Origin of the sequence: Xanthomonas sp. WCS2018Noco2-27 (assembly GCF_031843525.1) — a bacterium.
GTDB lineage: Bacteria > Pseudomonadota > Gammaproteobacteria > Xanthomonadales > Xanthomonadaceae > Xanthomonas.
On record NZ_JAVTIK010000001.1, the window covers coordinates 156681 to 169913 of the forward strand.

Annotated in this window: 12 protein-coding genes; 6 read left to right on the forward strand and 6 right to left on the reverse strand. The window is 65.9% G+C overall.

From position 1 onward, the window contains the following. Nucleotides 1–126 precede the first annotated feature (126 nt). From RQH86_RS00695 to RQH86_RS00720, 6 genes are read right to left on the reverse strand one after another with little or no spacing between them, the layout of a single operon-like run. Nucleotides 127–834 carry a fimbria/pilus periplasmic chaperone gene (locus RQH86_RS00695; protein ID WP_311240307.1) on the reverse strand — a complete coding sequence of 236 codons (708 nt, stop codon included), beginning with the start codon at nt 832–834 and terminating at the stop codon, nt 127–129. A gap of 2 nt (nt 835–836) precedes the next feature. Further along, entirely contained in the window at nt 837–1163 is a 327-nt protein-coding gene (locus RQH86_RS00700) for a hypothetical protein (RefSeq protein WP_055845111.1), read from the reverse strand. Between the two features lie 48 nt (nt 1164–1211). Beyond that, on the reverse strand, nt 1212–2246 hold the full coding sequence (locus RQH86_RS00705) for a spore coat U domain-containing protein (RefSeq protein ID WP_311240308.1): 1035 nt from the start codon (nt 2244–2246) through the stop codon (nt 1212–1214). After that, nucleotides 2243–4591, reverse strand: coding sequence for a fimbria/pilus outer membrane usher protein (locus tag RQH86_RS00710; RefSeq protein ID WP_311240309.1), 2349 nt, complete (start codon nt 4589–4591; stop codon nt 2243–2245). Before RQH86_RS00710 ends, RQH86_RS00705 begins: the two co-directional genes overlap by 4 nt. Before the next feature lie 16 nt (nt 4592–4607). Further along, nucleotides 4608–5375: a molecular chaperone gene (locus RQH86_RS00715; RefSeq protein ID WP_311240310.1), complete on the reverse strand. Its 768-nt coding sequence runs from the start codon at nt 5373–5375 to the stop codon at nt 4608–4610. Nucleotides 5376–5383: 8 nt separating this feature from the next. Continuing rightward, the gene (locus tag RQH86_RS00720) at nt 5384–5908 is read right to left on the reverse strand and encodes a spore coat U domain-containing protein (RefSeq protein WP_161556490.1); all 525 of its coding nucleotides are present in this window, start codon (nt 5906–5908) and stop codon (nt 5384–5386) included. Between the two features lie 318 nt (nt 5909–6226). Here RQH86_RS00720 and map point away from each other — a divergent pair, with 318 nt between their 5' ends. The 6 genes from map (at nt 6227) to dapE (ending at nt 12993) form a co-directional block, all read left to right on the forward strand. Continuing rightward, nucleotides 6227–7003 carry a type I methionyl aminopeptidase gene (gene map, locus RQH86_RS00725; RefSeq protein WP_055845099.1) on the forward strand — a complete coding sequence of 259 codons (777 nt, stop codon included), beginning with the start codon at nt 6227–6229 and terminating at the stop codon, nt 7001–7003. After that, on the forward strand, nt 7000–9609 hold the full coding sequence (locus RQH86_RS00730; protein ID WP_311240311.1) for a [protein-PII] uridylyltransferase: 2610 nt from the start codon (nt 7000–7002) through the stop codon (nt 9607–9609). Before map ends, RQH86_RS00730 begins: the two co-directional genes overlap by 4 nt. Nucleotides 9610–9626: 17 nt before the next feature. Continuing rightward, on the forward strand, nt 9627–10814 hold the full coding sequence (gene dapD, locus RQH86_RS00735; RefSeq protein WP_311240312.1) for a 2,3,4,5-tetrahydropyridine-2,6-dicarboxylate N-succinyltransferase: 1188 nt from the start codon (nt 9627–9629) through the stop codon (nt 10812–10814). Then, nucleotides 10811–11284, forward strand: a complete 474-nt coding sequence (locus tag RQH86_RS00740) for a hypothetical protein (protein ID WP_311240313.1) — start codon at nt 10811–10813, stop codon at nt 11282–11284. Before dapD ends, RQH86_RS00740 begins: the two co-directional genes overlap by 4 nt. After that, nucleotides 11281–11637, forward strand: coding sequence for an arsenate reductase (locus tag RQH86_RS00745; protein ID WP_311240314.1), 357 nt, complete (start codon nt 11281–11283; stop codon nt 11635–11637). The genes RQH86_RS00740 and RQH86_RS00745 overlap by 4 nt, the downstream gene beginning before the upstream one ends. A 225-nt stretch (nt 11638–11862) precedes the next feature. Further along, a complete protein-coding gene (gene dapE / locus RQH86_RS00750; protein WP_311240315.1) occupies nt 11863–12993 on the forward strand; it encodes a succinyl-diaminopimelate desuccinylase in 1131 nt (376 codons plus the stop codon). Nucleotides 12994–13233: the final 240 nt, after the last annotated feature.

The window sequence follows — 13233 nt, forward strand, 5'->3', positions numbered from 1 at the left end:
CGGTGACGTCCGACGTGGACGGCGCGATGCGGCAAAGACGCAAAACAGCCGGCGGAGTATAGCCGGCCGGGCCGGTCGTATGCAATGTGCACTGCCGGCATCGCCAGGACTGGCGGGCGAGGGGACTCAGGGCTGCAGTGCGAGCGTGGTTTCGGTATCGCTGTTGACGCGGGCCACGAAGCGTCCCAGATCGGCGGACAGGGTTGCTGGCAGCGCCCATTGCCGGGTCTGGCCGGGCAGCACATAGCCGGCCAGATCGTTGCCGATGCTGTGCCGGGTACCGCCGGCATCGATAAAGGCCAGGTCGGCCAGGCGGGCGTGGTGCACGCCGGCATTGTGGATGCGCAAGCTGCGGCCGCTGCCCTGGCCGGACAGCGTCGTCTGCAGCTGCGGGTGCAACTCGCCCGGCTCGCTGGGCATCGCAAACACCGGAGTGGAATACCGCAACAGCTCGGTTTCATCGCCCACGGCATGTTGGGTCACCACCAACCGATAGCTGTCTTCGGTCCGGGCCGGGCTAGGGCCGAGGCGGATGACCCGTAACAGCTGGCGGCCTTGCGCCGGGATTTCGAACTGGCTGGGGCTGACGGTGGCGCCGACGGCCGGTTCCAATACTTCGCGCCCGCCGTCCTGGCTCCAGCGGTAAAGCTTGGCATCGGCGCGCCACGGTTGCGCCGCCTGGTTGTACAGCCAGACCGCCGCCTGGTCGCTATCGGCCGGGATGTGCGCGGTGGTCGGGGCGATGGCGATCTCGGCAGCGACAGCGCTGCCGCTAGCGGCCATGCATAGCAGGCCCAGGATCAGCCAACTGCAGCGCGGGCGGGTGGCGGCCATGCTCAGAACGCGATGGTGGTGATGCGCGTCGCACCGCTGGGCGCAGGCCCTGCAAGTGCGCTGGCGTCCTGGCCAGTGCTGGTGGTCGATGGGGTGTTGACGTTGCGCGACGGCTGCGCAACCGCGACTGGCGTGCCACGCGAGCAGCTGGCGCGCGGCGGGGTCGTGCGCAGCTCGCAACCGCTGAGCAGGCGCAGGCCGATGTGCAGGCTGGAGTTGTCCGGGCCGCGGTTAGTGGACGCAGTTGCGGCAGCGGCGCTGCAAGCGAGGGCGACCAGCGTGAAGCACTTCAGGAAGGTGACCGGCGTCATGAAGGCAATCGTTTGCATTGGAGTCGTTACAAATAGCGACGCCCCCGAAGCGAACTTAATTAACGGTCAGTAAGTGATCGAGACAGTCACCGTGTCGGTATAGGCCCCGGCGATGGGTAGCTGCGGCGCCGGCGCGCGGCCATAGACGGTGACCATTTGTGCGACCCCGTTGCCGGTGCCGGCCAGGGTATCGACCCCGACCGTGGTGCCCCAGCGGTTGCTGCGCCCCGAGTCCTTGTAGAGCTCGTAGGTGATGAAGTTGGCGCTGCTGGCGTGGCGCATCCGTCGGATGCCGCCGCTGGCGTTGACGCCGACGTCCAGGCCGATGTTCCAGGCGGTGCGGTTGGTGCAGGCCAGGCTGATGGTTGAGCTGCGGTCGATCTGGGTGTCGATGCTGCCGGCGATGCTGCCGAAATCCAGATCGGTGGTGACATAGGTATTGCAACGCGCCGGCACATCGGCCGAGGCGGTGAACGGGAACGCGTTGCTGGCGGTCTTGGCGCCGCTGCCGCCCGTGTTGCAGTTGGCCGGCGGCTGGATGCCGCCGATGATGCTTTCGTTGTAGGCGTAGCGCATCACCGTATCGGCGCCGCCGAAGCTGCTGGTGTGGTTGCCCACCGACAGCGTCTGGCTGCCGGGAATGCGTCCGTAGAAGGTGACCGTGGTGGTCTGCGAGCCGCCGACCAGGATCGGTACCGAATAGGCGAAACTCAGTATCAGCGGCGATGGCGTGCTCGATCCGGTGGCGCCCCAGACCTGCGTGCGCGCCGCATCGCTGTAGATCTGGTAACTCAACGCATCGCTGGTGGCGTTGAGCATGCGGCGCGGCGTATACACGCCTGCGCTGGCACTGCCGGGCCCCAGGTCCAGGCACAGCGTCACCCGCGCCTGGCCCAGCACGCTGAGCGCGGTGGTGGCGCAGGACACGTTGAAGCTCGCGACCGCATCGGTGGCGCCATTGGCGGCCACGTTGCCGAAGGCCAAGGGCGTCCCCAACGTCACCGTGCAGGTGGTATCGGCATGCGCCGATTGGCTGGGCGTCAGCCACAGCACTGCAAGGCTCAGTGCAAGCAAGACCCGCCAGAGCGCCTGCACGCTCATGGCGTCGGCTCCGCGATGCAGCGCAACGGGCCGACCCGCGGAATGCGGCCAGCGTCGGCCGGATACGCGAACTGCGCGATGCAGCGGCCCTCCGGCAACTCCACCAGGATGCGGTTGTCGTTCTGCAGATTGTCCAGATAGGTTTCGCCGTCGTAGCCGACCACCACGCGTTCGGCATCGCCTTCGCGTTGCGCCACGCTGCCCACCGGCACCGGCGCGCCGTTTGCGTCGTGCAAGACGATCACTGCAGCTCGCACGCGGGTGATGCCGAAGCGCACCGCCACCCCGGATTGCTGGCGCGGCGTCACCGTGGTGTCGACCCGATCCACGCGCAGGTCCGCCGGCAGGCTCAGCGTGTCGATCGATAGCTGATTGCGTTGCCATGATTGCAGCGGCGTCACCAACAAGGTGCCGCGTGCATCGGTGACCCCGATCAAGCGGTTCTCCAGCCGTACCGGAATGCCGGCCTGGCCGTCGGTGGACACCACCGCAAACGCGTCCTGGACGTCGCGCGCCGCAAAGCTGCGGCCGTCCATCCACACCAGGCTGCCGCTGGCGCTGGCATAGCCGAAATGGTCGCCGTCCTGGGTGGCCGCGCCGAAGTTGTAGCGACCGACGCGGTTCAACCAGCCCAGCTCGGCCAGCCCGCCGCTGGCATCGTCGCCCGCGCGTGCCTGCACGCGCCAGCCGATGCCGCCCAGATCGCCGTCGCCGGGCAGCGGCTGGCTGACATCGGCCACAAACCCGGTGCGATTGCCGTTGCGCTGCATCGACGCGCTGGCCTGGCGTAATTCGCCGAAGGTGGTGGACAGCGACAGATACAGGCTGCGGTCGCTGCGGATATCCAGGTTCTGATTGCCCGACAGATTGGCGGCCCAGTTGCGCCCGAAGCTGCGCGACCAGAACACGCTGGCATAACGCGAGGTGTCGCCTTGCGGGTAGCTCAGGCGCACATAGCTGGTGCCCAGCGAGCCGATCGGGTCGGCATTGACGCCGAATGCGGCGCGGTCGCTGACACGCGCCGGCAGGCTGCCCTGCAATGCGCCCAGATCGCGGTAATCGCCATGGGTGCGCTGGGTGCCTAGATTCACGTTGAAACGCCGGTTGTTCCAGGCGTAGCCCAGTACAGACTGGCCGCCATGCAGTGCATGCATCTTGCTGTGTGCGTAGGCCGCATTGAACACGCCGCCAGCGCCGAGCAACCACACCCCGCCTGCGCCGGCATTGACCACGCCGCCGCCGGCTTCGGTGTGCGCCTCGATGGTGAAGTCATCGCGCAATCCCTTGCGAAAGCTGGCGCTGGCGACCGGCTGCGAGGCATAGGAAAACGAACGCACGCCATAGTCGCGGCGCAGATGGCCGATGCCTGCCGACCACTCGGAAATGCCGCGCGCCAGCAGTTGCGGCGTGCCGTAAAACGCGAAGTCCAGCCGACGCACCCGGCCGAAGGCATCGGTCACCACGATCTGCGCCTGCCCGGTGCCGCTGATGCCCGGTTGCGCGGCCAGTTGAAACGGCCCGGCCGGTACCTGGCCGCTGTATTGACGCAGGCCATCGACATACAGCTCCACCGTGGAGGGCACCGCCGCTTCGCCCAGAAAGCTGGGCGTCGGGGTCAGCACGCGATAGGGCTGCAGCGCGTAATTGCGGCCGATCTGCACGCCGCCCAGCCGCAGCGAACGGCTCCAGTCGACGAACCCGCTGTAGAAATCGCCCACCCGCAGGCTGGTGGCGCTGTCGGGGAAATCCATCTGCCAAGCGCTGTCCAGGCGCACCGCCTCGCTGCGCCAGCGTTGGTCCTGCGGGCGGTCGTAGGCCAGAAAAATGGCGGTGGTATCGACCATGCCGCGACCCAGGCCGAAGCCGCGCAGTTCGGTGGCCAGCGACATGCTGCTGGAACCGGCATTGCGCGTGGCATAGAAGTCGTAATTGAGCAGCATGCCCGGCGATGCGGTGGCGCTGGGCGGGGCGGCTTCTTCGGCCTTGAGCACGGTGGTGGACAGCGACAGCTGCGCCAGCGGTACCTGCAGCGCGAGCCGCTGCAGCGCGGCGTCGTAGCGCACTTCCACATCGGGTAGCCGATCCAGATCGACCAATTCACCGGGCAGTCGATCGGCCAGGATGAAGCCGAGTTTGCGCAGCGTTTCCACCGAGCCACGCAGATGGCCGTCGACCAGCTCAAATGGCGCCAGGCCGCGATCGGCCTGATTCAAGGTGACGTCCAGATACAGCGACTGCGGTTGAGTGGCGGCGCTTTGCGCAATCTGGTCGGGCAACGATGCGACATCGGCGAGATCGCCGGCCATGGCGTTCGCAAACCCGGTGGCGGTCGCAAGCAGCGTCATCGCCAGCCGGGCCGCATCACGGCGCCGTGGGCGCGGCCAACAAGGTGCGTTCGTCAGCCTCACCATTGATCCTTGCGACGATGGAGCCGCGGCCGAACTGCGCCAGCGGTGCGCCCAGCGACCAGCGCATGGTCTGGCCCGGTAACACGTAGCCGACCAAGCCGTTCAAGGTGGTCTTGGTTGCGCCATCGACCCGGTGCTGCAGATCGGCGACCTGCGCATGCCCGGAGCCGCTGTTGCTGATCTGGATCTGCGCATTGCCGTCGGTGCCGGCGATCACCTGCGCGCTCAGGGTGGGCGTGGGCTCGGCCTTGCCGGGTGGCAGGACGAAGATCGGCACCGAGTAGCGCAGCACGAACTGCATGCCCTTACGATCGGCATCGGCGCTGGGCAGTTCGTCGACGATGATGCGGTAGCAGAGCTCCTGGCGAGTGGGCGCAGGCCCGGCGCGGATCACGCGAATCAGTTGGCGCTCGCCCGCAGCCAAGGTGCGCATCGGTGGGCTGATCAGGATTTCCTGGGTCGGATCGAGCTGGTCCTGCCCATCGCGCTGGGTCCAGCGATAGGCGCGGGTCTGCACCTGCACCGGCGCGCCGCCACTGTTGCTCAGCCATAGGCCGTCGGCGGTCTGTTCTGCGCTCAGGGTCAGCGAGGTCGGCGCCAGCTGCAGGCTGGCCGCCTGCGCAGGCGGCAACAGCCAGGCGCAGCTCAGCGACAGGCTCAGGGCGAGTCCAACCGGGACCAGCCACGCACGGAGGCGCGACGGCAGCTGTTGCGATGGCATGCGTGAGCTCAATAGACGATGGTCGCGGTGATCGTGTCCTGGTAGCTACCGGTCGCGGCGTTGTTGACCGACGGATTGGTCACACGACCGTAGACCGGGTAGACCTGGTTGATGCCGGTGGCGGTGCGGCTCAGGGTGTTGGTGCCGGTGGTGCTGCCCCAGACCGTGCTGCGGCCCAGATCCTGATAGAGCTGATAGGCGATGAAGTTGTTGGTGGTGACCAGTGGGTCGGCGTTCTTCATGCGGCGGGTGGTCACATCGTTGGAGGTGCCCGCGTTGCTGCCCGCGCTCAGCGCGATGTTGTAGGGCGTCAATGCGGTGCATTGGGCGGTCACGCTGCCGTTGGCATCGGCGTTGGCGGTCGAGGTGGAGAGCACCGAACCGAAGTCGACGTCCGTGGCGGAGGCGGCGGTGATGGTGCAGGCCTTGGTGACGGCGATCTTGACGTTGAAGGTGGTTGTATCTGCTGCCGTCGCCATGCCGATGGTCGAGAGCAGGCCGATGGAGAGCAGGACAGGGCGGACAGTGCGCATGGACATTTCCTTGACCGGTCAGGTCTTTGATGACGCGACAAGCTGTCGCCCTCCATGCAATGCATCAACTGTGCCAAACATAACTGCGAATTCATCTTGTATCTAGCTGTTTCGCTTGCATCTTTTGCGAAATTTGCGATGTCCTATTGATGACTTCGCTCGCAGGATTCTTGACGCGAGAGGAACTGCGTCACACATGAATAGGCGCTCGCGACGGTTTGCTGTTGCCCGGTCCGCTTGTGCTGTCGACACTGTGTCCTGCAAAAAACGCTGTCGCGGGTCGTTCAGATTCAGCCCGGATCGGCGATAATCGGGGGCATGAGCGTCAATCTAAAAACCAAAGAAGAAATCGAACTGATGCGCATCGCCGGCCGTCTGGCCGCCGAGGTGCTCGACATCGTTGGCCCGCACGTCAAGCCGGGCGTGACCACTGCCGAGCTCGACCGCATCTGCCACGACCACATCGTCAACGTGCAGGGCACCATTCCTGCAAACGTCGGCTATCGCGGCTTTCCCAAGAGCGTGTGCACCTCGGTCAACAACGTGATCTGTCACGGCATTCCGAGCGCGGCCAAGGTGTTGAAGGAAGGCGACATCGTCAATATCGATGTCACCGTGATCAAGGACGGCTGGCACGGCGACACCAGCCGCATGTATTACGTGGGTACGCCGTCGGTGATGGCCAAACGCCTGGTGGACACCACGTATGAAGCGATGTGGCGCGGCATCCGCGCGGTCAAGCCGGGCGCCACGCTGGGCGATGTGGGCCATGCGATCCAGAAGTTTGCCGAGGCCGAACGTTTCAGCGTGGTGCGCGACTACTGCGGCCACGGCATCGGCAAGGTCTATCACGACGAACCGCAGGTGATGCATTACGGCCGTCCGGGCGAAGGCCTGGTGCTCAAGCCGGGCATGACCTTCACCATCGAGCCGATGATCAATGAAGGCACCTATCACCATAAGACACTGCCCGACGGCTGGACCGTGGTCACCAAGGACCGCAAGTTGTCCGCGCAGTGGGAGCACATGGTCGCAGTGACCGAAGACGGCGTGGATGTGCTGACGCTGTCTGCCAATTCGCCCGCGCCGGTATGACGGCCACGCCGGCGGATCGACCCGACCCGGGCGTCGCCGGCGATGCGGAATGGGCCGCGCAGGCCCGTCCGCTGCTGGTGCACGCGGACATGCGGCTGTGCAAACGCTTCGATCAGGGCGAACCGATTGAACGGTTGGTTGCGCTACGCGCACGCGCGGTCGACCAGTTGATGCGCAACGCCTGGACCCGCTGTATTCCGGCCGATAGCGGCCTGTCGCTGCATGCGGTCGGTGGGTATGGCCGCGGCGAGCTGTTTCCGCGTTCGGACGTGGACGTGCTGGTGTTGGGTGACACCGCCGTGCAGCAGCGCCACGAGCAGGCGCTGGCGCGGTTGTTCGCGTTGTTGTGGGATGTGGGCCTGCCGATCAGTCACGCAGTGCGCTCGCCGGCGCAATGCACCGCCGCGGCGATCGATCAGACCGTGCTCACCGCGTTGATCGAGTCGCGGCCGTTGGTGGCCGATGGCGACGCGCGTGCGGCGCTGGCTGCGGCCATCGCGCCGCAATGGGTATGGCCGCCGCGCGATTTCTTCCAGGCCAAGCGCGAAGAATTGCTGGCACGGCATCAGCGGTTTGGCGACACCGCCGACAATCTCGAACCCGACATCAAGGACGGCCCGGGTGGCCTGCGCGATTTGCAGACCCTGGGCTGGATGGCGTTGCGCGCGTTCGGGGTCAAGGATCTGGAAGCATTGGTCGGGCTGGGCCATGTCGGCTTCGACGAAGCGGCTGCGTTGCGGCGCGAGCGCGAAGAATTGGCGCGGCTGCGCTTCGGGCTGCACATCGTGGCCAACCGGCCGGAAGAACGCCTGCGTTTCGATTATCAAAAGACCCTTGCGCAGCGCTTGGGCTTTGCCGACGACCCGGAAAGCCTGGGCGTCGAAAAAATGATGCAGCGCTTTTACCGCAGCGCTGCGTTGATCCGCCGGATCAGCGACCGGCTGCTGCAGCGCTTCGAAGAACAGTTCGATGGCGAGGCGGTACCGGAGCCGTTGGACGACGGCTTCAGCCTGCGTCGTGGTTACCTGGCCGCCGATGCCGACAGCTGGCCGGATGGCGATGTGCTGCGGGTATTCGCGCTGTTTGCGCAGTGGGCCGCGCATCGCGATGTGCGCGGGTTGCATTCGTTGACCGCACGCGCGCTGGCCGAAGTGCTGCAGCAACTGCCGGCTTACGACGTGGCCGATGCCGCCACGCGCGACCGTTTCATGGCGCTGCTACGCGGCCCGCGTGCGGTGGAAACGCTCAACCGCATGGCGCGGCTGGGTGTGCTGGGGCAGTGGATTCCGGCGTTTGCCAGTGTGTCCGGGCGCATGCAGTTCGACCTGTTTCACGTCTACACGGTGGACCAGCACACATTGATGGTGCTGCGGAACATCGCGCTGTTCGCCGCCGGTCGCGCCGACGAGCGTTTTTCGATCACCCACGAAGTCTGGCCGCGTCTGCGCAAGCCGGAATTGCTGCTGCTGGCCGGGTTGTTTCACGACATCGCCAAAGGCCGCGGTGGAGATCACTCCGAACTAGGCGCAGTCGATGCGCGCGCGTTCTGTCTTGCGCATCGGCTCAGCGAAGGCGATACCGAACTGGTGACCTGGCTGGTGGAGCAGCACTTGCGCATGTCGGTGACCGCGCAAAAGCAGGACATCTCCGATCCGGAGGTGATCCATCGCTTCGCCACCCTGGTCGGCACTCGCGAGCGTCTGGATTATCTGTATCTGTTGACCTGCGCCGACATCGCCGGCACCAGCCCCAAGTTGTGGAATGCGTGGAAGGACCGGTTGCTGGCGGATCTGTATTTCGCCGCGCGTCGCGCGCTGCGCGAAGGCCTGGAACATCCGCCGCCGCGCGAGGAACGCTTGCGCGAAGCGCGCGACTCCGCACGCGCGCTGATGCAGGCGCAAGGCCATGACGATGCCACCATCGATCGCCAGTTCGCCGGCATGCCGGATGAAAACTTCCTGCGCTTCCGTCCCGAGCAGCTCGCCTGGCAGGCCGTCTCGCTGATCGAAGTGCAGATCGGCCAGACCCTGGTCAAAGCGCGTCGTGCGGTGCCGGACAACGATGCGTTGGAACTGTTCGTGTATTCGCCAGACCGCGATGGCCTGTTTTCGGCGATCGTCGCCACGCTGGATCGCAAGGGCTACGGCATCCACCGCGCGCGCGTGCTGGACGCGCCGCACGATGCGATCTTCGACGTGTTCGAAGTGCTGCCGCAGGAAGGCTATGCCGATGGCGATCCGCAGCGTCTTGCCGCCGCGCTACGCCAGGTGCTGGCCGGCGACCTGCAAAAAGTACGGCCATCGCGGCGTGCCGTGCCGCGCCAGTTGCGGCATTTCCGCTTTGCGCCGCGCGTGGAATTCAGCGAAAGCGCCGGCGGCCGCCGCACCCGCATCAGTCTGGTCGCCCCCGATCGCCCCGGCCTGCTGGCCGATGTGGCGTATGTCCTGCGCATGCAACAGCTGCGCGTGCACGACGCGCGCATCGCCACCTTTGGCGAGCGTGCGGAAGATCAGTTCCAGATCACCGACGAGCACGATCGCCCGTTGTCCGAATCCGCCCGGCAGGCCCTGCGCGATGCGTTGTGCGCCTGTCTCGACCCCGCCTAGTACGTCCGGAGACCCCCATGGCCACCCCCAAAAAGACCGCGCGCAAGCCCGGCGCGACCACCGCCAGCGCCGCACCCAAGCGCGCAGCCACCTCCACCGCCAAGGCCGGCAAGACGCCCGCAGCAGACACGACCAAACCGGTCGCGAGCGTCGGCAAGAAGGGCGCCGTCAAGACGGCGGCGGTCAAGGTCGCGCCGGTCAAGAGCACCGCTGTAAACAAGGCTGCTGTAAAGAAGCCTGCTGAAAAGAAGGCCGCCAGCGCACCGCGCGTGGCCGGGCAGGCGACCGGCGTGGTGTCGGCGCCAGCTGCAAAGAAAGCGGCCGCTGCGAAGAAACTGCCGATTGCCGTGCAGAGCGCGGCAACCCATGTGGGCAGCGATGAACTGAAGTTCGGCATCGAAAGCGCCTTCGAGCGCCGCGCCACCTTGACGATGGATGAGATCGACGGCTCCACCCGTGCGATCGTTACCCGCGTGATCGATGGCCTGGAAAGCGGCGAATTCCGCGTGGCCGAGCCGGACGGGCAGGGCGGCTGGACCGTCAACGAGTGGTTGAAAAAAGCCGTGTTGCTGTATTTCCGCGTCAACGAGATGGCGGTGATCGATGCGCAGCCGGCGCCGTTCTGGGACAAGGTGGAATCGCGCTTTGCCGGCTTCCATGAAGCCGACTTCCGCAAGGCCGGCGTGCGCGTGGTGCCCGGTGCGGTCGCGCGTCGCGGCACCTATTTCGGCAAGGACGTGGTGCTGATGCCGAGCTTCACCAATATCGGCGCCTATGTCGGCGAAGGCACCATGGTCGACACTTGGGCGACGGTGGGCTCGTGCGCGCAGATCGGCAAGCACTGCCATCTGTCCGGCGGTGCCGGCATCGGTGGCGTGCTCGAACCACTGCAGGCCAGCCCGACCATCATCGAAGACCATTGCTTCATTGGCGCGCGGTCGGAAGTGGTCGAAGGTGTGGTCATCGGCCATCACAGCGTGATCGGCATGGGCGTGTTCATTTCGCAGAGCACGCGTATTTACAACCGCGCTACCGGCGAGATTTCCTACGGCTATGTGCCGCCCTATAGCGTGGTGGTGTCTGGCCAGCTGCCGTCCAAGGACGGTTCGCATTCGCTGTATTGCGCAGTAATCGTCAAGCAGGTGGATGCCAGGACACGCAGCAAGACCAGCGTTAACGAGCTGCTGCGCGGTCTGGCCGATTGAGTACCGCACCCGCATCCGCCGGCACCCTGCTGTCGCGTCCGGGCAGTGGCTGGATCCGACGGGGCATCCCGGCCCTGTGGCTGGGATGGGCTGCGGTCTACGTGGCGGGCTCGCTGGCGCGCGACGGCGTGCCGCAGCAGCTGGACGTGCTGCGCTGGCTGGCGCCTGTCGCCATGCTTGGGCTGACCGTGCGGCATATCGTGTTGTGCAGGCGATGGGCGCAGGTGCGCGATGCTGGCGATGCGCTGGAGATCGTGCAGCAGGGGCGGTCGCAGCGTGTGGACCTGGCGCAGCTGCGTGCGGTCGATCCGGCCTGGCTGTTTCCACCGGTGCGGCTGGCGTTGAAATTCCAAGGTGAGCGCGCACGGGTGGTGTTCCTGCCTGCGCACGGGCAAGACCCCACCGCGTTGGCCACCACCCTGCTGGCGCGTGCAGGCGCGCACCAGGCAGTTGAAGAGAGCACGACATGACCACGTTGTATGGATTGAAGAACTGCGACACCTGCAAAAAGGCCACCAAGTGGCTGGACCGCTTCGGTGTCGCTTACACGTTTGTGGATTACCGCGACAACAAGCCGTCGCCGGAGACACTGTTGGAGTGGGCCGGCAAAGCGGGTGGATTCGATGCCTTGATCAACAAGTCGTCCACCACCTGGCGGCAGTTGCCCGACAACAAGAAGGCGCCCGGCTCGGAGGCGGAGTGGAAGCTGTTATTGCGCGAGTACCCGCAGTTGATCCGCCGGCCGGTGGTCGTCACCGATGATTGTGCATTGACCCAGGGCTTTTCCGATAACGGCTTCAAGAAAGCGTTTGGTGTGGGCTGAGCAGCTGCAGTCGCAACGGTGCCGGCAATACCGCCGCAGCGGTGGCTGGCGCGGTGGCGAAAGACGCCCGTGCCGGGTGCAGCTTGCTGCAGCGTAGACCGCAGTACCGCGACGCGCCGCGAGCGGTGATCAACGCGCGCGGCGCGGACCTGGTCAGTGCGCTTGCTCGACGCTGTCCATGATCCATCCACGCCGCTGGTGCGGCCTCGCTATGGTGATGTTTCGATGAGTGATGTGCTGGATCTGACCTGTGATTTGATTGCACGCGCCTCGGTGACCCCGGTGGATGCCGGCTGCCAGGCCGTGATCGCGCAGCGCCTGGCCGCTGCCGGATTCGCCTGCGAGCACCTGCGCTTGGGCGAAGTCGACAATCTGTGGGCCACGCACGGTAGCGGCGCGCCGGTGCTGGTGCTGCTCGGGCATACCGATGTGGTGCCGCCTGGCCCGCGCGAGGCGTGGACCAGCGATCCGTTCGATCCGCAGATCCGCGATGGCGTGCTGTACGGGCGTGGTGCCGCCGATATGAAAGGCAGCGTGGCTGCCTTCGTGATTGCCGCCGAGCAGTTTGTTGCGGCCCATGCGGAGCACCCCGGTACATTGGCGGTGTTGTTGACCTCCGACGAGGAAGGCGATGCCATCGATGGCGTGCGGCGTGTGGCCGATCTGTTTCGCGAACGTGGGCAAGCGATCGATTGGTGCATCACCGGCGAGCCATCGTCCACCGAGCGACTGGGCGACCTGCTGCGGGTTGGACGCCGCGGTAGCCTGTCCGGCGCGCTGACCGTCAACGGCGTGCAGGGCCATGTGGCGTATCCGCACAAGGCGCGCAACCCGATCCATCTGGCAGCGCCCGCGTTGGCCGAATTGGTCGCACGGCGCTGGGACGACGGGTTCGAAAGTTTCCCGCCCACCAGTCTGCAGATTTCCAATATCCATGCCGGCACCGGTGCCAACAACGTGATCCCCGGCGAACTGCAGGTCGCCTTCAATCTGCGTTACACCCCGCAGTGGGATGCGCCGCGGCTGGAGGCAGAAATCACTGCAGTGCTGGATCGCCATGCGCTGGATTACAGCGTGCGCTGGCACCGCAGCGGCGAGCCGTTCTACACCCCGGAGGGCCGACTGCGCAGCGTCGCGCGCGAGGTGTTGGGCCAGTTCGCCGGCGCGCCGCCGGAGGAGAGCACTGGCGGTGGCACTTCCGATGCGCGCTTCATCGCGCCGCTGGGCGCGCAATGCATCGAGGTCGGCCCGGTCAACGCGTCGATCCACCAAGTGGACGAGCATGTGCGCGTAGCCGATCTGGAGGCGTTGCCGTCGCTGTACCGCACGCTTGTCGAACGCTTGTTGATCGGTTGAGCAAGCGCTGCGCCGCCGTCGTTGCCGCTGAAACAGTTGCGCCAGCGAAAACGAACGGTTAGCGTCGGCTACATGGTCATCCACCTCGCCAAGCTTAATAACGCCAACCGCAACACGCTGCGCGCGAATAATCGTGCGCGGCCGATGCGGGTCTGCGACTAGGCGAAGTACACACAAACGCCCAGGAATCAGAAAACCCGCATCGGCCGATGCGGGTTTTTTTTTGGGCGTCACTTCCAA

What these genes read in the sequence shown, in the direction of transcription:
- RQH86_RS00705 (WP_311240308.1), bottom strand. Translation starts at nt 2,246, where the DNA reads ATGAGCGTGCAGGCGCTCTGGCGGGTCTTGCTTGCACTGAGCCTTGCA.
- map (WP_055845099.1), top strand. Translation starts at nt 6,227, where the DNA reads ATGAGCGTCAATCTAAAAACCAAAGAAGAAATCGAACTGATGCGCATC.
- dapD (WP_311240312.1), top strand. Translation starts at nt 9,627, where the DNA reads ATGGCCACCCCCAAAAAGACCGCGCGCAAGCCCGGCGCGACCACCGCC.
- RQH86_RS00730 (WP_311240311.1), top strand. Translation starts at nt 7,000, where the DNA reads ATGACGGCCACGCCGGCGGATCGACCCGACCCGGGCGTCGCCGGCGAT.
- RQH86_RS00695 (WP_311240307.1), bottom strand. Translation starts at nt 834, where the DNA reads ATGGCCGCCACCCGCCCGCGCTGCAGTTGGCTGATCCTGGGCCTGCTA.
- RQH86_RS00710 (WP_311240309.1), bottom strand. Translation starts at nt 4,591, where the DNA reads ATGACGCTGCTTGCGACCGCCACCGGGTTTGCGAACGCCATGGCCGGC.
- dapE (WP_311240315.1), top strand. Translation starts at nt 11,863, where the DNA reads ATGAGTGATGTGCTGGATCTGACCTGTGATTTGATTGCACGCGCCTCG.
- RQH86_RS00745 (WP_311240314.1), top strand. Translation starts at nt 11,281, where the DNA reads ATGACCACGTTGTATGGATTGAAGAACTGCGACACCTGCAAAAAGGCC.
- RQH86_RS00720 (WP_161556490.1), bottom strand. Translation starts at nt 5,908, where the DNA reads ATGCGCACTGTCCGCCCTGTCCTGCTCTCCATCGGCCTGCTCTCGACC.
- RQH86_RS00715 (WP_311240310.1), bottom strand. Translation starts at nt 5,375, where the DNA reads ATGCCATCGCAACAGCTGCCGTCGCGCCTCCGTGCGTGGCTGGTCCCG.
- RQH86_RS00700 (WP_055845111.1), bottom strand. Translation starts at nt 1,163, where the DNA reads ATGCAAACGATTGCCTTCATGACGCCGGTCACCTTCCTGAAGTGCTTC.